This window comes from uncultured Microbacterium sp. (genome assembly GCF_937927635.1).
GTDB lineage: Bacteria > Actinomycetota > Actinomycetes > Actinomycetales > Microbacteriaceae > Microbacterium.
Window position 1 is genome coordinate 31,853 of sequence record NZ_CALBRW010000045.1, and the last position, 24,599, is coordinate 56,451.

General features: G+C 67.3%; 23 protein-coding genes, 1 tRNA gene and 1 pseudogene. 12 read left to right on the plus strand and 13 right to left on the minus strand.

Translation table 11 applies throughout. From position 1 onward, the window contains the following. The first annotated feature begins 104 nt into the window (after window positions 1-104). The 3 genes from Q0568_RS16520 to Q0568_RS16530 all read left to right on the plus strand — a co-directional run bounded on the left by Q0568_RS16520 (window position 105) and on the right by Q0568_RS16530 (window position 1,486). The gene (locus tag Q0568_RS16520; RefSeq protein ID WP_298868492.1) at window positions 105-476 is read left to right on the plus strand and encodes a hypothetical protein; all 372 of its coding nucleotides are present in this window, start codon (window positions 105-107) and stop codon (window positions 474-476) included. Between the two features lie 186 nt (window positions 477-662). Continuing rightward, entirely contained in the window at window positions 663-1,289 is a 627-nt protein-coding gene (locus Q0568_RS16525) for an MT-A70 family methyltransferase (protein WP_298868494.1), read from the plus strand. Continuing rightward, window positions 1,289-1,486 (plus strand): hypothetical protein, encoded by a 198-nt coding sequence (locus Q0568_RS16530; protein ID WP_298868496.1) that lies wholly within the window; start codon window positions 1,289-1,291, stop codon window positions 1,484-1,486. The genes Q0568_RS16525 and Q0568_RS16530 overlap by 1 nt, the downstream gene beginning before the upstream one ends. Before the next feature lie 179 nt (window positions 1,487-1,665). On the opposite strand, the gene Q0568_RS16535 is transcribed toward Q0568_RS16530, so the two are convergent. Next, window positions 1,666-1,875 carry a hypothetical protein gene (locus Q0568_RS16535; protein WP_298868498.1) on the minus strand — a complete coding sequence of 70 codons (210 nt, stop codon included), beginning with the start codon at window positions 1,873-1,875 and terminating at the stop codon, window positions 1,666-1,668. On the opposite strand from Q0568_RS16535, the gene Q0568_RS16540 reads away from it, so the two are divergent. From Q0568_RS16540 to Q0568_RS17235, 5 genes and pseudogenes are all read left to right on the plus strand, one after another. Next, window positions 1,874-4,036, plus strand: a complete 2,163-nt coding sequence (locus Q0568_RS16540) for a hypothetical protein (protein WP_298868501.1) — start codon at window positions 1,874-1,876, stop codon at window positions 4,034-4,036. The two genes, Q0568_RS16535 and Q0568_RS16540, sit on opposite strands and share 2 nt — an antisense overlap. A 178-nt stretch (window positions 4,037-4,214) precedes the next feature. Then, complete coding sequence (locus tag Q0568_RS16545) at window positions 4,215-5,036, plus strand: replication-relaxation family protein (RefSeq protein WP_298868502.1); 822 nt, start codon at window positions 4,215-4,217, stop codon at window positions 5,034-5,036. A gap of 17 nt (window positions 5,037-5,053) precedes the next feature. Then, the gene (locus Q0568_RS16550; RefSeq protein ID WP_298868505.1) at window positions 5,054-5,407 is read left to right on the plus strand and encodes a hypothetical protein; all 354 of its coding nucleotides are present in this window, start codon (window positions 5,054-5,056) and stop codon (window positions 5,405-5,407) included. Continuing rightward, window positions 5,404-6,234, plus strand: a complete 831-nt coding sequence (locus tag Q0568_RS16555; protein WP_298868507.1) for a hypothetical protein — start codon at window positions 5,404-5,406, stop codon at window positions 6,232-6,234. Before Q0568_RS16550 ends, Q0568_RS16555 begins: the two co-directional genes overlap by 4 nt. Window positions 6,235-6,601: 367 nt before the next feature. After that, a pseudogene (locus tag Q0568_RS17235) lies at window positions 6,602-7,525 on the plus strand (recombinase family protein); the annotation flags it as partial. Window positions 7,526-7,807: 282 nt separating this feature from the next. Here the strand turns inward: Q0568_RS17235 and Q0568_RS16565 are convergent. From Q0568_RS16565 to Q0568_RS16620, 12 genes are all read right to left on the minus strand, one after another. After that, window positions 7,808-7,996 (minus strand): hypothetical protein, encoded by a 189-nt coding sequence (locus tag Q0568_RS16565; protein ID WP_298868512.1) that lies wholly within the window; start codon window positions 7,994-7,996, stop codon window positions 7,808-7,810. A 358-nt stretch (window positions 7,997-8,354) separates the two neighbouring features. Continuing rightward, window positions 8,355-8,429 (minus strand) — tRNA-Gln (locus tag Q0568_RS16570). Between the two features lie 91 nt (window positions 8,430-8,520). Then, a complete protein-coding gene (locus Q0568_RS16575; RefSeq protein WP_298868514.1) occupies window positions 8,521-9,807 on the minus strand; it encodes a threonine/serine exporter family protein in 1,287 nt (428 codons plus the stop codon). A 20-nt stretch (window positions 9,808-9,827) separates the two neighbouring features. Further along, window positions 9,828-11,336 carry a glutamate--tRNA ligase gene (gene gltX / locus Q0568_RS16580; protein ID WP_298868516.1) on the minus strand — a complete coding sequence of 503 codons (1,509 nt, stop codon included), beginning with the start codon at window positions 11,334-11,336 and terminating at the stop codon, window positions 9,828-9,830. 44 nt (window positions 11,337-11,380) lie between these two features. Then, window positions 11,381-12,655, minus strand: coding sequence for an MFS transporter (locus tag Q0568_RS16585; protein ID WP_298868518.1), 1,275 nt, complete (start codon window positions 12,653-12,655; stop codon window positions 11,381-11,383). Beyond that, on the minus strand, window positions 12,652-13,428 hold the full coding sequence (locus Q0568_RS16590; protein WP_298868521.1) for a fumarylacetoacetate hydrolase family protein: 777 nt from the start codon (window positions 13,426-13,428) through the stop codon (window positions 12,652-12,654). Before Q0568_RS16590 ends, Q0568_RS16585 begins: the two co-directional genes overlap by 4 nt. 141 nt (window positions 13,429-13,569) lie before the next feature. After that, window positions 13,570-14,409, minus strand: a complete 840-nt coding sequence (locus Q0568_RS16595; RefSeq protein ID WP_298868523.1) for a hypothetical protein — start codon at window positions 14,407-14,409, stop codon at window positions 13,570-13,572. A gap of 352 nt (window positions 14,410-14,761) precedes the next feature. Then, window positions 14,762-15,850, minus strand: a complete 1,089-nt coding sequence (locus Q0568_RS16600; RefSeq protein WP_298868526.1) for a branched-chain amino acid aminotransferase — start codon at window positions 15,848-15,850, stop codon at window positions 14,762-14,764. 47 nt (window positions 15,851-15,897) lie between these two features. Beyond that, complete coding sequence (locus Q0568_RS16605) at window positions 15,898-16,947, minus strand: 3-isopropylmalate dehydrogenase (protein ID WP_298868528.1); 1,050 nt, start codon at window positions 16,945-16,947, stop codon at window positions 15,898-15,900. A gap of 174 nt (window positions 16,948-17,121) precedes the next feature. Next, on the minus strand, window positions 17,122-18,741 hold the full coding sequence (gene serA / locus Q0568_RS16610) for a phosphoglycerate dehydrogenase (protein ID WP_298868530.1): 1,620 nt from the start codon (window positions 18,739-18,741) through the stop codon (window positions 17,122-17,124). 118 nt (window positions 18,742-18,859) lie between these two features. Further along, a complete protein-coding gene (locus tag Q0568_RS16615) occupies window positions 18,860-19,198 on the minus strand; it encodes a hypothetical protein (RefSeq protein ID WP_298868532.1) in 339 nt (112 codons plus the stop codon). Next, window positions 19,195-19,668, minus strand: coding sequence for a hypothetical protein (locus tag Q0568_RS16620; RefSeq protein ID WP_298868534.1), 474 nt, complete (start codon window positions 19,666-19,668; stop codon window positions 19,195-19,197). The genes Q0568_RS16615 and Q0568_RS16620 overlap by 4 nt, the downstream gene beginning before the upstream one ends. 71 nt (window positions 19,669-19,739) lie before the next feature. Here Q0568_RS16620 and Q0568_RS16625 point away from each other — a divergent pair, with 71 nt between their 5' ends. From Q0568_RS16625 to Q0568_RS16640, 4 genes are all read left to right on the plus strand, one after another. Beyond that, on the plus strand, window positions 19,740-20,669 hold the full coding sequence (locus Q0568_RS16625; protein WP_298868538.1) for a hypothetical protein: 930 nt from the start codon (window positions 19,740-19,742) through the stop codon (window positions 20,667-20,669). Window positions 20,670-20,847: 178 nt separating this feature from the next. Continuing rightward, complete coding sequence (locus tag Q0568_RS16630; protein WP_298868666.1) at window positions 20,848-21,873, plus strand: iron ABC transporter substrate-binding protein; 1,026 nt, start codon at window positions 20,848-20,850, stop codon at window positions 21,871-21,873. Window positions 21,874-21,947: 74 nt separating this feature from the next. After that, window positions 21,948-23,456: an iron ABC transporter permease gene (locus Q0568_RS16635; RefSeq protein ID WP_298868667.1), complete on the plus strand. Its 1,509-nt coding sequence runs from the start codon at window positions 21,948-21,950 to the stop codon at window positions 23,454-23,456. Beyond that, window positions 23,456-24,580 carry an ABC transporter ATP-binding protein gene (locus Q0568_RS16640; RefSeq protein ID WP_298868540.1) on the plus strand — a complete coding sequence of 375 codons (1,125 nt, stop codon included), beginning with the start codon at window positions 23,456-23,458 and terminating at the stop codon, window positions 24,578-24,580. Before Q0568_RS16635 ends, Q0568_RS16640 begins: the two co-directional genes overlap by 1 nt. The last annotated feature ends 19 nt before the right edge of the window (window positions 24,581-24,599 follow it).

Consider the following 24,599-nt stretch of genomic DNA (forward strand, 5'->3'; position numbering starts at 1 on the left):
CCGAGCGCCGGCGTAGAGGCGGGCAAAGACCTCGCCACGCGCGAGGAATCAAACAACTGAATAGGCAGCCGCTACGGCTGTCAGACCTCATGGCAGGAGGAGACATGTCCACGACATCAACACCAGCAAACGAGGAGGCGATGGTCGGCGCGCTCCTCTGGATCCGGAGCATCGACGACACGCGCGCCCCAGACGACCTGGGCGGGCAGAGCGCCGAAGAGCAAGAGCGGATCGTACGTGAGCACATCGCACTAGACGAACTCACGCTCGAGCGCATCCTCTACGGCGTCGGCCCGACCGCAGGCGACTCGGACCAACGCTTGGCCATCATGCTTCGGATGCTCGAGCAGATGCCGGTCAGATACCTCTACGTCCCAGGCGCCGTGTACGCACACGACTCTGAGGATGAGCGCATGAAGCACCACGTGGTGCTCCTGATGCACGGAGTTGTCCTGACCGTCTGCGACGACGAGTGAGGTCAGGTCGTGCCCGCCGTTGGCAGCAGCGGTGGGCACGACCACCCCGGTAGCACCGACCACTACTTGCCGTGCTTTTTACAACAACCGCGAACAGAACATTGACGGCTGCGCATCGATGCCGCATAACCAGTCCTCGCCATCGCTCGCCGAAACTCAGCGGGCCGGAGAAAGGAGTTCCTTCACATGACCACCAAGATCGCCCAGGGCGTCTCGGAGACGTTCCGCAGCCAGAAGAAGTTCAAGACCTGCTACGCAGACCCTCCCTGGGACATCCAGCAGAAGGGTGCCCGAGGCGCTGCACAGCACTACGACCTGATGACCATCGATCGGATCAAGGCCATGCCTGTCGCCGACCTGATGGATGACAACTCCACGCTGTTGCTCTGGACGACCAACGCCGCGCTCCCCCAGGCCCTGGATGTGATGGAGGCGTGGGGCTTCCGGTACATGGGCAACTTCGTCTGGGACAAGTACTACCAAGGGCTCGGCAACTACTTCCGCGGTGCCCACGAACTACTACTGCACGGCATTCGTGGCAAGGCTCCGTTCAAGTTCCACGCGCAGCGCTCGATCGCCCAGTTCCCACGCCAGGGCCACTCCCACAAGCCAGAAGAAATGATCCCGCTGATCGAGCGGCTGGTCGACGGCCCGTACCTGGAGCTGTTCGCCAGGCGCCGCCCGAACAGTCACGCGGACTGGTCGGTCTGGGGTAACGAGATCGACTCCGACGTCACAATCCCCGGCTACCCGGTACCCAGCGACTTCACCCGGCATGCAGTGCCGGCCGACGGAGGACGGGAGGATGCATGATGTCCGAGTCACAGCCGCCCAGCATCGTGCAACGCTTCTTCCGCGCGTGCCTGCTCATCCTCGGCGGCATCGTCTGCCTGTGGGTAGCGCTGGAGCTGTTCGCGCAGTTCTGGGGCTGGATCCTGCTGGTCGCCACCATCGCGCTCATGTTGTGTGCCGCGGTGTGGGCGTACCGCTACTGGTGGGGTGGGCGATGAAAGCTCAAGCACGTTCACCCCTGTTATGTCGTTGTGAAATCAACATCGGGGCATCAAAACGCTTGACAAGCCTTGCGTTCGAGTTCATAACACGCCCCAGCGAGTGGGCATACCCCCTTTATCTGCCTTTCCCGAGGTGCACATCAACCCTTCAAGGAGGGAGGTTCGTCATGTCCAAATCACGTAACCAGCACCGACGATCGCGTCGATCCTCTGGCTGTCGCATCAGGGTCTTCTCGGAGATCAACCGCGAGCTTCAGCCCGAGCGCATCGCTCACATCATCACGTCTGCAGAACTGGAACAAGCGCAGCTCGAAGCCGCTGCGCAATCTGAGGACACGCCCCGCGTGAACAGGGAACAGTCCAGAGATTCGCAGGAGAACGATCATGCCTGACGTGTTCGTGTTCACCCACCTCTACGTACCGCGACCCTTCGATGCGGCGAGCGGCGAGGTGCTTCTCACCCGGCTACTCGGTAGCGACGTGCCGCGTCCGCTGACGTTCGAGGTGACCGCCAGTCCAGAGGGAGTAGGCGCCGTGTTCGGCTGCGCCCCAACCGCCGTCCGCCGCCTGAAGCGCCTTCTGGGCGGGCTGGTGCCAGGGCTCCGGTTTGGACCCGCCACACGGCCGGACGTGGCCGCTGTCAGCCGAGTATCCGCCCGTCCTGGCGGCCTGCCCCTCAGCACCGTCGAGCCCGAACAGGTCATCGCTGCCGTGTACCAGGCGCTCGCCGCTCGCCGTGGCGATGAAGTCATCGGACTCCAGATTGTGCTCGGTCGGGCTCACCGTCCACAGCTACTCACCGCGACGCCGCTGGATCCGCTCCAGCCTCTCGGCTCGAAGCTCCTCGACGGCATCCGCCCCGCGCCGACCGACACGAAGAAGCGCCTGCACGCCCACGCTGCCGATGCTCGCGTAGACGTCGCGCTCCGTATCGGCGTGAATGCAGTTGCGCAGCGTCGCCATGCACTGATCTGGGAAGTGTTCGGTGCGCTGCAACCACTTCAGAGCCCCGGCGTCCGGCTGTCACTCATCCGCGACTCCGCCAATCGCTGGAAGGCCGGCCAGCCCGGCCCCGGCAGTAAGCTCCGCCTCAGCGCGAAAGAACTCGTGCCGCTGCTGTGTTGGCCGCTCGGAGAACGAGACTACCCGGGTGTCCCAGGTGTACATCCGCGACTCCTGACCGTTCCCGAGATCGTCAGCCGTACCGAGTCGGTATTCGCCATCGGCACTGCACCGGGCCCAGAGCGACCGATCGGGATCGATCCGCAGAGCCGCCTCCAGCATATGGTCGTCATCGGCCCAACCGGGTCAGGGAAGTCGACCCTGCTCGAGCACCTGATCCTCTCCGACATCACCGCCGGGCGGGCTTGCTGCGTCATCGAGCCCAAGAGCCAGCTCATCGACCGCATCCTGAAGACCGCCCCCAAAGAGGCCATCGGACAAATCGTTGTACTCGATGCCACCGATCAGGAGGCACCGGTCGGGTTCAATCCGCTCGATGCCGGTGACCGCGACCCGGACATCGTCGTCGACGGGATCCTCGCCGCACTTGGTGCCGTCTTCCACGACGGCTGGGGACCACGCACCGAGTACCTCGTGCAAGGAGCATTACTGTCCCTTGCCCGCGCAGGGCAGAGGCGAGCGGAGCCGTACACGCTCATCGACCTGCCACGTCTGTTCACCGATGCGGCCTTCCGCCGCCCGATCATCGGCGCAGTGCAGGACGACCCCACCCTGGCGGCATTCTGGGCGGACTTCGAAGCCCTGAGCCCCGGCCAACGCGCCGCCGCCATCGCATCACCGCTGAACAAACTGCGCAAGATCGTGCTCCGAAAGCCACTCCTCCGGGTGCTCGGCCAATCCCAACCACGCTTCCGCCTGCGCGACATCTTCCGCGAACACAAGACCGTGCTCGTCCCCCTCAACGACGCATTGCTCGGTGCAGGAGCGGCCAAGCTCCTCGGATCGCTGATCGTCGCCGAGCTGTTCCTCGCCACCACAGAGCGGGCGAGAGAGAAGAACCCAATGAAGCGTCCCGGCATGATCTTCATCGACGAAGTACAGAACTACCTGCACCTGCCCACACCGGTCGACGACGCGATGAGCGTGTTCCGCTCCTACGGTGTCGGCCTGCACGTCGCCCACCAGTACCGCAAGCAACTACCCGATGCGATGCGTGAAGGGTTTGACACCAACGCCCGCAACAAGATCTGCTTCCCGCTCGGCGCGAAAGACGCCAGCGACATGGCGCGGCTCGCCCCACTCCTGACGGCCGACGACTTCCAGACGCTCCCACTGCGGAACATCTACACGCACCTGCTCGCCGGTGGGGTGCCGACACAGTGGTGCTCCGCACGAGCCCTCCCGCCCGCGCCAAAGCAGAAGAACGCCCGTCGGATTCGTGAAGCCAGCCGCGAGCTCTTCGGCGCGCTCGCCCAGATCGAGACGCCAGCCCCGCCAGCAAAGGATGCCCTCACGCTCGAGGGCAGTCAGCCGCTCGAAGCTCCGTCGCCACGGCGATCACACCAGAAGGCGAGGCAAGCATGAGCCGCCGTACTGAATGGCTCGAGCCTATGACGGGAGCGTCCGGCCGGTGTTCCGTTCGACCTTCCGTTCACAACGAACACCCTCCTCCTTTCTTCCCCCTGTTCTGGCCACCTTCGGCCACTTCAGGAGGGGACTCCCGCTGCACAGCAGCGGAACACCGAACGGAAGGAGTACGACCATGACCGCACTGCGCCTCGACACACTCGACCTGTACCTTACCGACCGCGACGTGCGCATCCTGGAAGACCTCGAGCAGTACCGCCTGCTGACCACCCGCCAAATCCAACGCCTGCATCTGCCTGCGAAACCGTTCGGCGAACACGCCACCGTCAGCGCCGCGACGCGCGGCACGACCCGCATCCTGACCCGACTCGAAACGCTCGGCGCAATTGCTCGGCTCGAGCGACGGATCGGTGGCTCAAAACACGGCTCCGCCGTCACCACCTGGCAACTCGGCGGAGCAGGAGAACGCTACCTCCGAGCCCGGCGAGGCGACAGCACCCGCCGCCGCTACAGCGAACCAAGCCCGACGTTCGTCGACCACACACTGGCCACTGCCGACGTCGCGGTCGCCCTCCGAGAGCACAGCCATCTCAATGGATACGACGTCCTGCATATCCAAGCCGAGCCTGCCTGTTGGCGACCATTCACAGGCCCGACCGGCGCGGCGATCACGCTCAAGCCCGACCTGGCCATCGCGACCGCCGACCAGTTCACGGAGACCCACTCGCTCGTCGAGGTCGACCTCGCCACCGAGCACCTGCCGGTCATCATCCGAAAGTGTCGCCTCTACCAGCAGTACTTCCAGACCGGTATTGAGCAGAACGCGCTTGGCCTGTTCCCCGCAGTCGTCTGGCTCGTGCCCGCCCCGAAGCGAGCTACGGCGATCCAGAAGGCCATCCATGCCGACCCGAGCCTCGATCCCGACCTGTTCTGGATCACGCTGCTCGACCAGGCCGTCCCCCAGCTCGCGCCGTACAGCAGCGAACACACCACCTAACCGAAAGGAGGAATCCTATGAACTCATCAACCATCACGGCCGCTCCACACGACCGCCTCTCGACGACACACACTGAGCTGAAGCCGCTGCCGAAATGGATGCAACGTATCGATCAGACCGAGAAGGCAAGCTTCGTCATCGACGCGTGGATCGCGCTCGATCCGCATTCGCAAAACACCTTCCTCGCGCAGCTCATCGCCGCAACGCTCCACGACGGCCCGGAAACAGCACTCGGCATCTTCGCCGCCACTGCACGGCTCGACGCCGGCGAAGCGTTGGTCGAGCTCAATGCGGTCGTCGTTCCTCTGGAGCGTGAACCTTGGGTCGATCTCCTCGGCCACTACATCATCAACGTCGGAGGCCGATCATGAACGACCACAACGCCGAACTACACCCGACGAGCGAAACGCGCCCAGCGCCAGAGCGCACCTCGCCCGATCTTCGACGGCTGGAAGTCACCGCCAACCGCTTCGGCCCGCGCATCGAAGAAGGCATCCAGCTCGCCCGCGATTCCCGCAGCGAGATCTCTGTCGAAACGGCTCGTTGCATCGGACACGTCCTTGGCCGCGCCTATGGCCGCGACTCCCACCTCGCAGACTTCGGCCGCACCGGCGAAGGCACCAGCCTCGACCTCCGCGACGAATACCTGGGTCTCTACAACGACGCGGACGTCCATCCGGCAATCAAGGAGTGGATCAATTGGCTCGGCACCTACCTCGTCGACCGTGAAGGACGCACCAACACACGCTGGTTCATGAACGAATACGCATCCCCACAGCTCGAACGCATCCTCGTCGAGACCGAGATTCAATTCGAGGGGCAACCGTTCTACGTTCATCTGCCCGCATCCCTCGACTCTGACGCCATCAACGCGCTCGCTGAAGATCTCGCTGACCTCTCTATCCCTGAGGACGACGCACTGCAAGCCTTCCTCAGCCTGCCCGACGTCGACGCCAGCGCCCCGATGCTCATGGAGGCCTTCCACGAGAACTACGTCGGTGAGTACTCCTTCGCCGAGGATGCCGGCCGCGAGCTCGCCGAACTCGACGGGCTCGAAGAAGCCATCGACGAAGCCGTGCAGGGACGCTCGCTCCCTGACGGATCCGTCACCATCGACTACGGCCTCATCGAAGAACACGTCCGCGAGGCGTACGACCTGGTGCAGTGGAAGGGGCGGGTCTATGTCTTCAACAAGTAGGCGAAGGCGACGAGGCACAGGCGCACCGCCCAAACGGCGCAGCATCCGCATCGTGCCAGAGCGGCGCGAGTTCATTGACCACCGGAAGCTGGCAAGGGCGCTACTGCACCTCGCACAGGCAGAGTACGACGCACGTCATCCCGATTCCGCGCCGTCCGGAGCCAGTAGTCATCGTCGCCCTGCGAGTGATGACCCCGGCTCGAACATCTGGGAGTAGTTCGTGAACCATCCGCAAGATCGAGGTAAAAAGTACATCGGCACCCCGTCAGAGGTGCACCCCGCCGAAGTCGCCGTCAACTGGCCGAAAGGACTGGACTTCCGCGGCGAAGAGAGGGTTAATCCGGAGGACCTAAACGGAGGAAACCCCATGGAGCCAGCCACAGTACCCGCCCCGACCAACTCACTCGATGGTCTCGAGTACCTGTTCAAGAACACGCCGGGGGCCGCACCAGTCGAGCAAGAGCTCGCCGAGGCCGTCGTCTACTTACGCGTGTCGACCCCTCGCCAGCTCCACACGGCAGCCGATGTAGATGAGGACGGCAACAGCATCGCCACGCAGCGCGTCGAAACGTTACGCAAAGTACGGGAGATGGGCATCACCGTCGCCCGCGAGTTCATCGAGCCGGGGCAGTCCGCAACGACCATCGCCAAGCGCGCCGAGTTCAAGAAGATGCTGCGCTACATCGACGAGCACCCGCAGGTGAAGTACGTCGTCATCTATATGCGGTCTCGTGTCTTCCGAAACTTCACTGACGCGGCAGTCGTCAAGCGCGAGCTGCTCGCTAAAGGCGTCCGGCTGATCTCGGCCAAGGAGGAATTCGGTGAGGGCTACATGGCGGACGCCATGGAAGCCATCACCGACGTTATGAACGAAGTCCAAGTCCGCATGAATGGCGAGGACGTCAAGGTGAAGATGGCCCACAAGGTGGAGCAGGGCGGCTCGATCGGCGTCGCCAAGCTTGGCTACCTCAACGTCCGCAAGAACTTCAGCGGGCGCTTCGTCAACACCATTGAGATCGATCCGGAACGCGCACCACTCGTCACCGAGGCATTCGAGACCTACGCAACCGGTGAGTACTCAATCGCACAGCTCACAACCCAGATGAAAGAGCGCGGGCTCACCATGCGGCCCTCTCCGAGCCGACCAGAGCGTCCGATCAATAAGAGCAGCCTGGCCGCGATGCTCCGGAACCCGTATTACACCGGGGTCATGCGCTACAAGGGCAAGTTGTTCGTAGGACGACACGAGGCGCTCGTATCCAAAGAGACGTTCTTGAAGGTGCAGGCGATCCTCGATGCACGAAACAGGGACGGCGATCGGGACATGGTGCATCGGCACTACCTCAAGGGACTGCTGGCATGCGGACAATGCATCGACGAAGGACGGCGCAGCCGTCTCGTCTATAGCCAGTCAAAGGGCAATGGCGGCACCTACGAGTACTACATCTGCTCGGCACGCACGCGCGTATTCTGCGGCACAATCGGCTTCCGAGCAGAGTTGCTCGAGGATGAGATCGTCAAGCTGATGCAGGCCGAACAGTTCGATCCCCAGACGGTCGACGACCTGACCGACCTAATCGCCGAAACGGTCGACATGCTCCTCGCCGCCGACAAGGAGACCAAAGCAGGGCTCGCGCGACAGCTCAAGCAGCTCGAGGCGCAGGAAGAGCGTCTCATCGACCTGGCCGCCGGCGGCGCCTACGCAATCCCGCGGCTCCGCGAGAAGCTGGAAGACACGATCCTCCAGAAGGGGCTGGTCCAAGAGAAGCTCGGACGAACTATCGACCGGCTGCGATACAGCGCCGAAACTGCACTCTCGTACCTCCAGCTTCTACGCAATCCTGGCGAGCTGTACAAGAACGCCCCAGACAGCGTGCGGCGCGACCTCCTCGAGGCCTTCTTCACGCGCCTCCGCGTGTACGAGGACGGCGAGACTGTGCGCTTGGAAGCCGAACGGACGGCGGTGAACCAGTCCTTCCGCGACGTCGCCGCTGCAGCGCGGGCAGGGCGCCTCACAGCCGCCTCTGGCAAAGCAAAAGCTCCCCGCAAAACTGCGGGGAGCTTGGAATTTTCAGAGAAAATGCCGGTTCACTTTGCTCTTGGTTTGAACAAGAACACTATGGCTGGGGTACCTGGACTCGAACCAAGAATGGCGGTACCAGAAACCGCTGTGTTGCCAATTACACCATACCCCAAGGGCGAAACCAGAGCCTCGCACCGAGAGTCAAGCTTACCGGAGCGAGACGTTCAGCGCGAATCGAGGCGCACTGCCCGGGCGTGGCGTGCTCACAGCTCCCCCATCCTCGCCGGACGCGTCCAGCGCTGGAACACCGTCGAGCGGGTGATGCGAGCGAGATCTGCCAGCAGTGCGCCCACCTTCGTGCCGATGCACAGGCTCAGGAACATCATCGGCGCCGAGACCAGCGCCTGCGCGTCGAAGCTGGCCAGCGACACCAGGCCGATGGTGCCGGGCACCAGCAGCAGGAACGCCGGCTGGAACGAGACGGTGGCGGGGATGGCGATGGTCAGCCTCTCCAGCACGCGGGCGGCGACGAAGAGCACCGCTCCCGTCACGCCCATGGCCACGATGCTGCCGACCCACGGGCTGAACAGTGCCAGCACCGCGTAGGTGCCCGCCATGACCACCACGCACACCAGCGTCAGACGAAAGCCCGACCCGAAGGCCAGGCCGATCCCGACGGCCAGGACGATCACGGCGCCCCACGCGGACCACAGTGGCGGCAGGGCCTCCCAGCCGCTGCTCCGGGTGGTCAGCTGCACGGCCTCTCCCACCAGAGCAGCGGATTCCGAATCCACACGCAACCCGGTCAGGTAGGCGCCCGAGTAGACGCCCGCCGCCATGAACGCCAGCATGATCAGCCCGTACATCAGCCGGGAGGCCCCGGTGACGATGTCGGTGGAGGTCAGCTCCAGCAGCGCGTTGGTGATCAGCGCGCCGGGCACCAGGATCGCCACCGGCGCGCACACCGCGAACAGCGGCACCGGCCCGAGATCCAGCCAGCCCGCCACTGCTCCCACCAGCAGGGTCGACACGAACGCCGACACGAAGGGCGCCACAGCAGCCGCCGCGCGAACGCGCAGCATCAGCATCGTGAGCCCGCCCACCAGCAGCCCCACGACCAGCGCCAGCGCGACGGCCCACCATGGGCAGCGGTACAGCCACGCCAGGGACAGCGACAGCAGCCCGCATCCGATCACGCTCTGCAGGCCGGGATGGTGCCGCGGAGTGGCGCGGATCGACGCCATCCGGGCGGGCGCGGCCGCCAACGGCACCGCACCGGACTCCAGCCCGTGCACGAGCCTGCTGGCCTTGGCGGACTGCCGGAACGTGCGGACCTCGCCCTTGCCGATCACCGTCGTCGTCGCCGACGACGCACCGGGGCGGCTGACCATCACCATCTCCGGCAGGATCGCGAACTCATGAGCCGCCTCCGGCGCGGCACGCCTGCCCACCTGCTCCAGCGAACCGCGCACGTCGGTCACCGAGATGCCGCACTCCAGCAGCAGCACGCCGAGATCGCCGAGGATGACATCCGTCTCGGCTGCCGGCATCGCGGCATCCGTCACCGGAGTCAGCCCAGGGTGTCGGCCAGCGCCCGCAGTCGGCGCAGCGTCTCGTCCTTGCCGAGCAGCTCCATCGACTCGAACAGCGGCGGCGAGACGCGACGACCGCTGAGGGCGACGCGCGGCGGGCCGAAGGCCACGCGCGGCTTCAGACCCAGGTTCTCGACGAGGGATTCCGAGAGAGCCTCCTTGATGTTCTCCGGAGTGAACTCCTCCACCGGCTCGAGCGCTGCGACGCACGCGTTCAGCACCTCGACCGCATTCGCGGGGAGGCCCTTCATGGCGTCGGCCTGGTACTCGATCTCGTCGGTGAACAGGAATCCCAGCAGGTCGGGCGCCTCGCCCAGCAGCTGCATGCGCTCCTGCACCAGGGGCGCTGCGCGGAACGCCAGCACGATCTGCTCGTGCGTGGGCTCGGCGGCGCCGAACACGCCGGCATTCGCCAGGTACGGCAGCATCCGCTCGGCGAAGTCCTTGCCGTCCAGCTGACGGATGTGGTCGCCGTTGATCGAGATGGCCTTCTTCTCATCGAAGCGCGCCGGATTCGGGTTGACGTCGGCGATGTCGAACGCCTCGATGAACTCTTCGAGCGAGAACACGTCGCGATCGGGACCGATCGACCAGCCCAGCAGCGCCAGGTAGTTCAGCAGGCCCTCGTGGATGAAGCCGTGCGTGCGGTGAAGGAACAGGTCGGCCTGCGGGTCGCGCTTGGAAAGTTTCTTGTTGCCGGTGGCGCCCAGCACCAGCGGCATGTGCGCGAAGCGCGGCACGAACTTCGCCACGCCGATCTTCGTCAGCGCGTCGTACAGCACCAGCTGGCGGGCGGTGGAGGGCATGATGTCCTCGCCGCGCAGCACGTGGGTGATGCCCATCAGCGCGTCGTCGACGGGGTTCACGAACGTGTACAGCGGCTGCCCGTTGGGCCGCACCAGCACGTAGTCGGGGAACGAGCCGGCCGGGAAGGTGATCTCGCCGCGGATGAGGTCGACGAAGGTCAGGTCCTCGTCGGGCACGCGCAGCCGCAGTGCGGGCTGTCGCCCCTCGGCGCGGAAGGCGGCCTTCTGCTCGTTGGTGAGGTCGCGGTCGTGGTTGTCGTAGCCGAGCTGCTTGGCACGGCCGTTCGCCTCGTTGCGGGCGTCGATCTCCTCGGCCGTGGAGAAGCTCTCGTACACCGCGCCGGCCTCGACCAGCTGCGCGATTACGCGCTGGTAGATGTCGCTGCGCTGCGACTGGCGGTAGGGGCCGTCGGGCCCGCCGACCTCGACGCCCTCGTCCCAGTCGATCTTCATCCAGGTGAGCGCGTCCACCAGCTGCCGGAAGCTCTCCTCGCTGTCGCGAGCGGCATCCGTGTCCTCGATGCGGAAGATGAGCTTGCCGCCGTTGTGCCGCGCGTAGGCCCAGTTGAACAGCGCCGTGCGCACCATGCCGACATGCGGCAGGCCGGTCGGTGAAGGGCAGAAGCGCACGCGGATGTCGGATCCGGTGGCGGTGGTGGTGAGAGGGTGCACAGTAGCCATATCCCCTCGATTCTACCGGGGACGGATGCCGGCCCTGAGACTGCTCAGGAGACGGGCGCGAGTGCGTGATCGCGGATCCGCCCGAGCGGCGAGAGCACCACGATGGCGACGACGAACACGAGTGCGACGATCGCGAGCCCAGGGTAGCCGAACTGCGTGAGCACCCAGCCGGCCGCAGTCGCTCCGGCGGCCGCTGTGAGGCTCATCAGCGAGTCGCTGATGCCCTGCCGCCGAGGGCGCATGATCTCGGTCGACGACTCCGTGAGCAGGGCTGCACCGGCGACGGTCGCGGCGCTCCAGCCCAGTCCCAGCAGGATCAGTGCGATCATCACGCCGATCGGGCTGCTGCTGGCGAACACCGCCGTCAGCAGGGATGCCAGCAGGATGCCCTGGCCCAGCAGCACGATCCGCAGACGTCCCCAGCGGTCGGAGAGGATGCCGAACACCGGCGACAGCCCGTACATGCCCGCCACGTGCAGCGCGATGGTGATGCCGACCAGCGTGGTGACATCGGTGTCGCTGGTCATTGATCCGTGCATGTCCATCGCCATGTGCTTGAGATGGATGGGCGTCATCGCCATGACCGAGGCCATCACCGCGTGGGAACCGGCGACGGCGAAGATCGCGTATCGGGCGACCACCGGACGGTCGACGCCCGTGCCCAGCGGAGACGCCGCCGCGGCGTTCCTCGCCAGGTGCAGCGCCGTCAGCAGAGGATCCGGTCGCAGCGCCACCAGGTACAGGACCAGAGCGGCGACCTGGGCGACCAGGGAGAACAGGAACGAGCCGGTGAACGGCGGCATCCCGATCGCGTGCCCGACGATCTCGCCGGGGGTGATCAGCAGCGGGCCGGACACGCCGCCGACGGTCGTGGACCACACCACCACCGAGAGGTCGCGCGCGCGGTGCTCGGACGATGCCAGGTCGGTGGCCGCGAACCGGGACTGCAGATTGCCCGCATTGCCCATGCCGATCAGGATCACGCCGAGAAGCAGCAGCGGAAACACCCGGAGGGCGGCGGAGATGACCACGATGGCGATGCCGATCAGCGCCAGCAGGTTCCCGGCAGTCAGCGACAACCGCCTGCCGCGACGCGCGGCGAAGCGCGCCAGCGGGATCGCGAAGGCTGCGGCTCCCAGCGTGACGGATGCGGTGGCCAGCCCTGACAGCGCGTCGCTGCCGGAGAGATCCGCAGCCAGCAGAGCGCCCAGCGACACCGTGGCTCCGAAGGCGATACCGCCCAGCACCTGCCCGACCGACAGGATGCGGACCGTGCGCCGTTGGAGGGCGACGAGCTCGTCGAAGGTGAGCGCGGTCACACGACGGGTGCGGCGTCGCGCACGGGATTGCGGAGGTTGCCGATGCCGGTGACCTCGACCTCGATGACGTCGCCGGCCACAACCGGACCGACTCCTGCGGGGGTGCCGGTCATGATCACATCGCCCGGCAGCAGTGTGAACGCCGCGGAGGCGTACGCGATGATGTCGGCGACGGAGTGGATCATGTCGGAGATGGGCGCCTGCTGGCGCACCTCGCCGTTCACGCGGGTCTGGATGCGGGCATCCGCGGCATCCCACTCGGTCTCGATGACCGGCCCCAGCGGGCAGAAGGTGTCGAAGCCCTTTCCTCGGGTCCACTGACCGTCCTTGCGCTGGATGTCCCGCGCGGTGAAGTCGTTGCCGACCGTGTACCCGAAGACGTAGTCCAACGCGTCCTCGGCGGCGACGTTCTTGGCGATGCGGCCGATCACGACCACCAGCTCGCCCTCGAACTCGGTGCGCTCCGACACGGCCGGGCGCACGATGGCATCGCCGGGGCCGATCACCGCGGTGTTGGGCTTGAGGAACAGCAGCGGCTCCTCGGGCGCGACGTTGCCGAACTCGGCGGCGTGCTCGGCGTAGTTGCGGCCCACGCACACGACCTTCGAGCGCGGGATGACCGGCGCGAGAAGCGCGGCACCCGCCAGGGGGACGCGCTCCCCGGTCGTCTCGAAGCCCGCGAACATCGGGTCGCCGTCGAGCACGACCAGGTCGCCCTCATCGACGATGCCGAACCGGATGCCGTCCTTGTGACTGAAACGCGCGATCTTCACCCGGCAAGCCTATCCGCCCCGTCCCTTTTCGCCGAGACCCCGGTTCGCCGTCGACACCCCGGGATATGGCCGTCCGCAGCGCGGGGTGTGGGCGAGAAGCCGGGGTGTCAGCGGTCTCAGGCACGAGCCGCCCATGGTGGATCAGCCGGGCGGGCGGATGCCGAAGGCGGCAAGACGGTCGCCGAAAGCATCCGGCGTGCGGATGTGATCCTTCCCCCACCGCGCGAAACCCCAGCCGGTGACGCCGCGGATGTCGTCCTCGCGGCGCTTCTCCGCCAGCACGGCCTGCTCGGCGTCCGGCGTCGATCGCATCTCCGGATCGACGTACTTCCCCTCACCATCGAACTCTCCGAAGCGGCGCGCACCGGGGAACGCGAAATCCAGCCAGTAGTGATCGCCGTCCGCTCCGACGACATGCGTCTGCAGCTCATACCGGGAGAATCCCAGTCGCCGCAGCTGCACTCTGCTCACGCTCTCCCCCGGCAGCTGCGCGCGACCGTCCGCGAAGCGCAGCACGTCTCGCGCCTGCCTCACACCGCGCAACCCGGGCTTCGCGAGCGTCATCGCATCCTCGCGCCACTGCTCAGCGGCATCCGCGTCGTACACATGCCTGCTCACGCAGACGCTGCGCAGCGCGGCATCCGCACAGCCGACGGCCATCTCCAGTGTCGCAGTGCGTGCGATGTCGAACACCGTGCGTCGCAGCGATGTGACGCGGAATCCGTCCAGCTCGACGATGTCAGCATCCGCAACGCGCATATCACGCCGAACCACTCCTGCCTCGAGCCGACTGTGCCGTTCCCCATCCAGACGAACCTGCACCGGCTTCTCACCCATCAGGTACAGCGGAAGTCCCCACAGTACTGCGGCGGATTCGTGTGTGAACAGCGGTCCACTGCCGGGACTCGCACGGCGCACAGCCACCACCTTCAGCAGATGCTGGCCCTCCCACCAGAGCCCGCTCCATGTCCCGGCAGCCACGTACGACCCCCTGTGCAGCCGAACCAGACTCCCGTTCCGCACATCGCCACGCAGCTCCCGCTCCGAGATGCCGGCGTCCAGAAGCTGCGCGCGGGAGCGCACCATCGAGTGGGCATCTTCACGTGTGATGTGCCTGCGCATCACCCCATGATGCGATCCCGCACCCCGTCGCTCGCGCTATCCACAGGCCCATGCGCGATCGTCCATCTGTGCAGGAGGAATCGCCCTGCGCCGACACCCCGGACAATCGCCGACACCCCGGCTTCTGCGCGTCCACAGCACGGGGTGTGGACGCGAAACCGGGGTCTCGACGCTGCTGAGGGGTCTCGGCTGCGAAAAAGGGCTGCGGGGGTCAGGCGTCCAGGCGCAGGAGCCAGCCGTGCGTGTCCTCGCGGCGGCCGTACTGGATGTCGGTGAGCTCCTCGCGCAGCGACAGCGCCAGCTCGCCGAGCGGCTGAGCGTCCTCGAAGCCCTCGCCGACCAGCGCGCCGATCGGGGTGAGCACGGCCGCGGTGCCGCAGGCGAACACCTCGACGATGTCACCGGAGGCCACGCCCGCTCGCCACTCGTCCAGCGAGATCGGCCGGCGCTCCACGGTCAGGCCGCGGTCCTCGGCCAGCTGCAGGATCGAATCGCGCGTGATGCCCTCGAGGATCGAGTCGGACTCCGGGGTGACGATGCGGCCATCCTTGAACACGAACACGACGTTCATGCCGCCGAGCTCCTCGACATTGCGGTGCTGGTCGAGGAAGACCACCTGGTCGCAGCCCTGCTCGTACGCCTCGGCCTGCGGCAGCAGGCTGGACGCGTAGTTGCCGCCGGTCTTGGCAGCACCCGTGCCGCCCTTGCCCGCACGGGCGTAGTTCTCGCTGAGCCAGATGCGCACGGGCTTCACACCGCCGGAGAAGTACGCGCCGGCCGGCGAGGCGATCAGGTAGAACGCGACCTTCTTGGCCGGACGGACGCCGAGGAACGCCTCCTTGGCGAACATGAACGGACGCAGGTACAGGCTCTCGTCGTCCTCGGAGGGAACCCAGGCGCCATCGACGGCGATCAGCTCGCGCAACGCCTGGATGAAGTACTCGGTCGGCAGCTCCGGCAGAGCCAGTCGACGCGCACTGCGCTGCAGGCGGGCGGCGTTGCGGTCGGGGCGGAAGGTGTGCACCGAACCGTCGGCGTGCCGGTAGGCCTTGATGCCCTCGAAGATCTCCTGCCCGTAGTGCAGCACGGCGGCCGCCGGGTCGAGGGTGATCGGACCGTAGGGCTGCACGCGCGGGCGATGCCAGCCGCCCTGCTCGGACCAGCAGATGTCGACCATGTGGTCGGTGAAATGCACACCGAAGCCGGGGTTCTGCAGGATCTCCTCGCGTGCGGCGGGGCTCTTGGCCGCGAGGTTCTTCGTCACGGCGAAAGTCAGGGGTGCGGTGGTGGTGTCGGTCATGTCCGTCCTTGATCGAAGGCGGCGGCTTTGCGCGCTCAGTTGTCAGATTACGCCTGCAGAAGGGCGATCACAGCGTCGCCCGTCTGGCTGGTGGTGCGGACCCCGGAACGGGCCGCGATGTCCTGCTCGACTGCCCGCTGGACGCGGACTGCCTCGTCTCGCAGGCCCAGGTGATCCAGCAGCATGGCGACCGAGAGGATCGCGGCCGTGGGGTCGGCCTTCTGCTGCCCCGCGATGTCCGGAGCCGAGCCGTGCACGGGCTCGAACATCGAGGGGAACTCGCCCGACGGGTTGATGTTCCCGGAGGCTGCGAGGCCGATGCCGCCGGTGACGGCGCCGGCCAGGTCGGTGAGGATGTCGCCGAAGAGGTTGTCGGTGACGATCACGTCGAAGCGCGCAGGGTTCGTCACGAAGAAGATCGTGGCGGCGTCGACGTGCAGGTAGTCGACGGTCACGTCCGGATGCTCGGCGGCGACCAGGTCGACGACGCGCTTCCACAGCGAGCCCGCGTTCACCAGCACATTGGTCTTGTGCACGAGCGTGAGCTTCTTGCGTCGGCGCTCGGCCAGGTCGAAGGCGTAGCGCACGACCCTCTCCACGCCGTAGGCGGTGTTGACGCTGGTCTCGTTGGCGACCTCGTGCGGAGTGCCGACGCGGATGCTGCCGCCATTGCCCACGTACGGTCCCTCGGTGCCCTCGCGCACGACCACGAAGTCGACCTCGCCGGGGTCCGCCAGCGGGCCAGGTGCACCCGCGAACAGCTTGGACGGACGCAGGTTCACGTAGTGATCCAGCGAGAAGCGCAGCTTCAGCAGCAGCCCGCGCTCGATGTTGGCGTCCTTCAGCCGCGGGTCGCCGGGCACTCCCCCGACGGCGCCCAGCAGGATGGCGTCGTTCGCCTTGATCGCGTCGAGATCGGCATCCGTCAGCGTGTCGCCGGTCTCCAGGTACCGGGCCGCGCCCAGCGAGAACCGGGTCTTCTCGAAGGTCAGGTCGCTGGACGCGGTGACGGCGTCCAGCACGCGCTCGGCCTCGGCGATGACCTCACGGCCGATCCCGTCGCCGGGGATGACAGCCAGTTTCACGACGCGCGACATGAGTCTCCTTGCAGGCACTGCTCGTCCGCAGCGCGGGTCGTCGCGGACACTCCACACCAGCGTACCGGCGCGCGCGGAACCACCCGTCCGCATGTCAGTCTTGCCGCGTCCGGCTCGGCAGCACGACGACGCGGGCTCTGGAGGATCCAGAGCCCGCGTGAAGAGGCGCCGATCTCAGGCCTCGGTGATCTCCACCTGACGGAACAGGTCGGCGTCGATGGCCGCCGCGACATCGGCCAGCAGCTCGTCGTCGACCGGGGAGTCCAGCGTCAGCACGCTGAGCGCCTGCGCACCGGCCGCCTCGCGAGCCACCTGCATGCCGGCGATGTTGATCCCCGCATCGCCGAACTTCTGGCCGAACACCGCCACGATTCCGGGGCGGTCGGTGTAGGTCATCACGACGTGGTTGGTCTCGATGGGCAGCTCGATGGCGTGACCGTTGATGCCGACCAGCTTCTCCACCTGCTTCGGGCCGGTCAGCGTGCCCGAGACCGACACCTGCGTGCCGTCGGAGAGGGCGCCGCGCAGCGTGATGACGTTGCGGTACTCCTCGCTGACCTCGTCCTTCAGCAGGCGCACGGCCACACCGCGCTGCTCGGCCAGCAGCGGCGCGTTCACGTACGAGACATTGTCGCTGACGATGTTGGTGAACACGCCCTTGAGGGCGGCGAGCTTGAGCACGCTCACGTCGTAACCGTTCAGCTCGCCGTGCACCTCGACGTCGAGGCTGGTCAGCGGCGACTGCGCGAGGGCGGAGAAGATCTGGCCGAGCTTCTCGACCAGCGCGATGCCCGGGCGCACGTACGGGTCGATGACACCACCGGCGACATTCACGGCATCCGGCACCAGGTCGCCGCCCAGCGCGAGCCGCACCGAGCGCGCGACGGAGACCCCGGCCTTCTCCTGCGCCTCCGCGGTGCTGGCGCCCAGGTGCGGGGTGACGACGATGTTCGGCAGGCCCAGCAGCGCGTGCGCCGTGGAACCCTCTGCCGGGGGCTCGGACGTGAACACGTCGATGCCGGCGCCGGCGATCTCGCCCGCGACCAGCGCGTCGTGCAGCGCAGCCTCATCGATCAGGCCGCCACGGGCGACGTTGACGACGTATGCCGTGGACTTCATGGCCTGGAACTGTGCGGCGCCGATCATGCCCGTGGTCTCGGGCGTCTTGGGCATGTGGATGGTGACGAAGTCGGCCTGTGCGACCAGCTCGTCAAGCGATACCAGCTGCACGCCCAGCTGCTGAGCGCGGGCGCTTGTGACGTAGGGGTCGTAGGCGATCACGCGCATGTCGAAGGCGTTCAGGCGGGTGGCCACCAGGGCGCCGATGCGGCCGAGGCCGATGATGCCGATGGTCTTCTCGAACAGCTCCGCGCCCGTGAACGAGCTGCGCTTCCACGCGCCCGAGGACAGCGAGGCGTTGGCGGCCGGGATCCGGCGGGCGAGGCTGATGATGTGGCCGATGGTGAGCTCGGCAGCGGAGACGATGTTGGAGGTCGGCGCGTTGACGACCATGACGCCGGCGGCCGTGGCCGCCTTGATGTCGACGTTGTCCAGCCCGACGCCGGCACGGGCGATGACCTTCAGCTTCGGCGCGTGCGAGAGCGCCTCGGCGTCGACCTTCGTCGCGGAGCGCACCAGCACGGCATCCGCCTCGGCCAGGGCCGCGAAGAGCGCGGGACGGTCGGTGCCGTCCACGTTGCGCACGTCGAAATCGGGGCCGAGAGCCTCGATCGTCGCGGGTGAGAGGACCTCGGCGAGGAGGACGACGGGCTTTGTTGCGGACTGGTTCGACACAGATATCCTTCGGGGCAGCGCACGGTGGATGGGCAGTCGATGCGCCGCACGCCGTCGGGGCGCGATCGCGACACACTTTACCGGAGCGCTGCAGGCCTTCCCGACCGTGTGACGTCGGTCAGGCGCCGGTGAGCGCCGCGAGATTGCGGATGACGAAGCTGAAGGTGTTCAGCAGGAACACCGCGCTCAGTCCCAACCCCGCCAGCAGCACCAGCACGAAGGCTCCGATGGCACGGCGCCGCGCGATCACGAGCGCCACCGCGAACACGAGGGCGGTCACCACGGCCGGAAGCAGCAGAACCACCCAGCCGTAGGGGGTCATGCCACCCGAGGACAGCTGAATTGCGTAGAACACGGCCGTCCAGATCAGGAAGGCGTACAGCACACCGGCCAGCCCCGTCAGGAACCCGCGCAGCGCACGCGCGAGGGGCTTCGGTTCGACGATGTCGGCGCTCATGCCGCACCTCCTGCGACGAACGGCCAAGGCACCAGCAGCGCAGCGCCGGCGATGAGCCAGACGATGCGCACCCAGTCCTTCGAGCCTCGCGTGGCGACCAGCACGGCGGCGAACCACAGCGCAGGCGCCAGCACCGCCAGCCACAGCGCGCCCTGGTACAGGACCGCGGGAAGAGTGAACATCACAGGCGCCTGCATCCGCACGCCGCCGATGAGCCAGCCGATCGTGAACAGCAGGTAGATGCCGCCGAGGATACCCAGCAGCAGGAGCGTCACCGTTCCCACACCGCCCGGCTCATCACCGGCATCCGCCTCGGCATCCGCCACGACGTCGGCGGCAGAGTCGGCGGATGCGGGGACTGCGGGCTTCAGCGCCGGCGCGGGCTCGCGGCGGCGCGCCTCGGGACGCCGTGCCTCGAGCGCGTCGTCACCGTCCCAGCTCAGGGCGTCGTCGTCGCCATCGGAATTCATGTCTCCAGCGTACCGACGCGCGCCGACCCCTCCCACTAGGCTCGGGGTCGACACCACATCGGGAGGACATCGTGGCAGAGAGCAAGAAGAAGGCCGTGCAGCCGGATGCTGGGGCATCTGCCGAGGCGCCGGCCGGCTGGGTGCCGACCGCGGAGGCCAAGCAGAAGGCAACCACGTTCCGCTGGATCGCCGTCGCGCTGTGGGTGCTGGCGATCGCCGGTGAGGCCGTCGGGATCTTCTGGCTGCTGCGCCAGCGCGTCGTCACGGGCAAGACCGGCGAGCTCGTCCGCAACACCGACACCGGCCTCTTGGAGCCGCAGGGCACCACGACCTTCCCGCAGTGGGCGTTCATCTCTCTGCTGGTGCTGCTGGTCGTCATCGCCGCACTGTCGATCACGGGCTCGATCCTGTGGAAGAAGGCCAACCGCCTCGACCCCGCCCGCAGGTCCGACACCGTGCGGTTCTTCGTGCAGAACCAGCTCGGCGCCATCATCGCGATCATCGCCTTCGTGCCGCTGATCGTGATGGTCTTCCTCAACAAGGACATGAGCAAGGGGCAGAAGACCACCGCCGGTATCGTCGGCATCGTGCTGGCGCTGCTGGCCACCTACATGGGCATCGACCTGAAGCCCGCATCCGTCGAGCAGTACACCGCCGACCAGTCGGCCGTCATCCAGCTGCTCGGCCACGACGAGGTCTCCTGGGTCGCCGGCGGCTCGGTCTACCACGTGTGCGACCAGGTCTCCGACATCCAGACCGGCAGTGCCATCGAGACCGGAACCACGGCGAAGGCCGTGGAGGCCGGCAAGACCCGACTGACGCTCAAGCTCAAGAGCGAGCTCGAGAAGTGCGGCCTGCCGGTGCCGGAGAACGTCGCGGAGATCACCGACGCGCTCCGGCAGACGCAGGACGGTCAGACGGCGACACTCCCGGCTCCGGTCTGGGGCGAAGGCGTCACCCCGCCGATCGACATCAAGGATGCCGCGCCCGCGGCGAACTGACACTCCCCGGCGATCGCCAGGACGACGAGCGCGCCTCCCGGGCACCCGGGAGGCGCGCTCTCGTCTGCGCGATGCCGAAAGCGACGACTTCAGGTTTAGGCTTGCCTTACCTACACTTGATACGGCGCAGTCGCGCCGCTCCCCTCACCGAAGGAACAACGTGAACCGTCGTCTTCGCATGCTCTCCGCCACCGCCGCGGCAGCCGTCGCCGCCCTGACCCTCGCGGCGTGCAGTGCCTCGCCCGCCGCTCCGGGATCCTCGACTCCCGCGGCAGACGAGACCATCACCGTGTACAACGCACAGCACGAGACGCTGACCAAGGAATGGATCGACGCGTTCACCGCGGAGACCGGCATCACCGTGAACGTGCGCAACGGCGACGACACCGAGATGTCGAACCAGATCATCGCCGAGGGATCGCACTCCCCCGCCGACGTGTTCCTCACCGAGAACTCCCCCTCGATGACAGCCGTCGAGAAGGCCGGGCTGTTCACCTCTCCGGGCGATGCGGCGCTGAAGAACGTGCCCGAGCAGTACCGCCCCTCTTCCGAGAAGTGGGTCGGCATCGCCGCCCGCTCCACGGTGTTCGCCTACAACACCACCAAGCTCACCGAGGCGCAGCTGCCGAAGTCACTGATGGATCTGTCCGACCCGGCATGGAAGGGCCGCTGGGCGGCATCCCCCTCCGGCGCCGACTTCCAGGCCATCGTGTCCGCATTGGTCCAGTTGAAGGGCGCCGACGCCGCCGAGAGCTGGCTGAAGGCCATGAAGACCAACTCCGTCGCCTACAAGGGCAACTCCACCGCCATGAAGGCCGTCAACGCCGGTGAGGTCGACGGGGCGATCATCTACCACTACTACTGGTTCGGCGACCAGGCTGCCACCGGCGAGAACTCGAACAACGTCAAGCTGCACTACTTCAAGAACCAGGACCCGGGCGCCTTCGTCTCCATCTCCGGCGGTGGCGTGCTCAAGTCCAGCCAGCACAAGGCCGCCGCACAGGAGTTCCTCGCGTTCATCACCGGCAAGAAGGGCCAGGAGGTGCTGGAGAACGGCACGTCCTTCGAGTACCCGGTCGGCTCCGATGTGCCCGCCAACTCCAAGCTCGTGCCGCTGGCCGATCTGGATGCTCCCACGATCGACCCGGCGACGCTGAACTCCAAGCAGGTGACCGACCTGATGACCCAGGCCGGTCTGATCTAAGGCGCACGCTCATCACCACCACCGCCGCGGAGAGGGCGGACGGCGCCGGAGTGCGCCGCCCACCCCTCGGCGTCATGCTCGCCGGCGTCGTCGTCGCCGCGCTGTCGCTGCTTCCGCTGATCTTCGTGATCACGACGGCCGTGCAGATCGGCTGGGACGAGTCGGTCGCGCTCATCTTCCGCCCGAGGGTCGGCGAGCTTCTGACCAACACCGTGCTGCTGGTCGCGCTGGCGGTGCCGCTTTCGATCGTGCTGGGCGTGGGCGGCGCGTGGCTGGTCGAGCGGACGGATCTCGCCGGCCGCGGAGTCTGGGGTGCGGTGCTGGCGATGCCGCTGGCCATCCCCGCGTTCGTGAACTCCTACGCCTGGGTGAGCGTCATCCCGTCCATGGCGGGTCTGGCCTCGGGCGTGCTGCTGTCGACGCTGTCGTACTTCCCGCTGGTGTACTTCCCCGTGCGGGCGGCCCTCGCAGGACTGGACCCCGCTCTCGAGCAGACCGCTGCGAGCCTGGGCCGCGGCCCGGTGCGGGTGTTCTTCGGCACGGTGATCCCGCAGCTGCGCCTGGCGCTGCTCGGCGGGGCGCTGCTGGTGGGCCTGCACCTGCTGAGCGAGTACGGCGCCTTCGCGCTGATCCGCTTCGACACCTTCACCACGGCGATCATGGATCAGTACCGCTCCACGTTCAACGGCTCGGCGGGCAGCATGCTCGCCGGCGTGCTCACCCTGCTGTGCCTGGCGCTGCTGGTGCTGGAGAGCCGGGCCCGCGGGCGAGCACGGTACGCGAGGATCGGCTCCGGCACGGTGGCGCCGCCCACGCTCGCGCGGCTGGGTCCGTGGCATGCTCCGGCTCAGCTGGGGATGGTGATCGTCGCGGGCCTCTCGCTGGGTGTGCCGGCCGTGGTCATCGGCGGGTGGCTGGTCCACGGCGGCGCCGGAGTCTGGCAGGCGCCCGAGCTGGTCTCCTCGCTGATGCAGACCCTGGGTCTCGCTCTCGGCGGCGGCATCCTGACGGTCATCGCGGCGTTTCCGCTGTCGTGGCTGGCAGTGCGGTATCCCGGGCGGATGAGCAGGATGCTGGAGCGCACCAACTACTTCACCAGCTCCATGCCCGGCATCGTGCTGGCCCTCGCCCTGGTGACCGTGTCGCTGGCATTCGTGCCGGCGGTGTACCAGACCGCACTGCTGCTGATGATCGCCTACGCGCTGCTGTATCTGCCGCGCGCGCTGGTACCGCTGCAGGCCGGCATCGCGCAGGCGCCGCCGCAGCTGGAGGAGGCCGCGCAGGCGCTGGGGCGCACGCCGGCACGCGCGTTCCTCAGCGTGACGCTGCGTCTGGTCGCCCCCTCGACGGCTGCCGCGCTGGCGCTGGTGTTCCTGGCCATCGCCGGCGAGCTGACCGCCACTCTGCTGCTGTCCCCCATCGGCGTGCAGACGCTGGCCACCAGGTTCTGGAGCCTGTCCAGCGAGATCGACTTCGCCGGCGCCGCACCCTACGCGCTGCTGCTGATCCTGCTGTCGGCACCCATGACGTACCTGCTGTTCCGGCAGTCCACGACCATCTCGAACACGAAGGCGACCAGCTGATGACCGCGCGCAATCTCGGATCCATCGGCGCCGTGCCCACACCGGGGACCGGCTCCATCCCCACGGCGCACCTGCTGGTCGAGGGCGTCACCGCCTCCTATGGCGGTCGCGAGGTGCTGCACGGTGTGAACCTGGCCGTGCAGCAGGGCGGCACCACGGCGATCGTCGGTGCTTCGGGGTCGGGCAAGACGACTCTGCTGCGGGTGATCGCCGGCTTCACACGACCCGACAGCGGCCAGGTGCGCCTGGGCGACACGCAGGTCGCCGGCCCCGGGGCGCCGTGGGTGCCCGTGCATCGTCGCGGCATCGGGTACGTCACGCAGGACGGCGGTCTGTTCCCGCATCTGACCGTCGCACGCAACATCGCGTTCGGTCTGGACCATCTGAGCCGCACCGCGCGCCGAGACCGCGTGCACGACCTCCTCGACCTCGTCTCCCTGCCCCAGGACTTCGCGACCCGCCGGCCCGACCAGCTCTCCGGCGGCCAGCAGCAGCGCGTGGCCATCGCTCGCGCGCTGGCCCGCGAGCCCGAGCTGATGCTGCTGGACGAGCCGTTCTCCGCGCTGGACACCGGGCTGCGCGCCGCCACCCGCCGTGCGGTGTCGGAGATCCTCGCCCTGGCCGGCACCACGGCAATCCTCGTCACCCACGACCAGTCCGAGGCGCTGAGCTTCGCCGATCAGGTCGCGGTGATGCGCGACGGCGAGCTGGTGCAGACCGGGCATCCGTTCGTCGTGTACACCCGCCCGGTCGACCGCGGCGTGGCGGAGTTCCTCGGCGAGGCCATCGTGCTGGACGCCTGGCTGGACGGCTCCCTGGCGTCGTGCGCCCTCGGCTTCGTGCCGGTGCGCAACCCGCCGGTGCAGGGACGCGTGCAGCTCATGCTGCGCCCCGAGCAGGTGCAGATCGTCGCGAACTCCCCCGTCCGAGGCACCGTCGAGGACGGCATCTACTTCGGCGCGGAGAGCTCGGTGCGCATCCATCTGGAACCCAGGGCGGATGCCGATCCCCGGCTGCCCCCGGACGCCCCCAGCATCACGATCCGGCACTGGAACACGGCGCTCACACGCCCGGGTCGCCATGTCGCGCTGCGCGTGGTCGGCGAGGGCGTCGTGCTGCAGTAGCGATCGCGGCATCCACCGC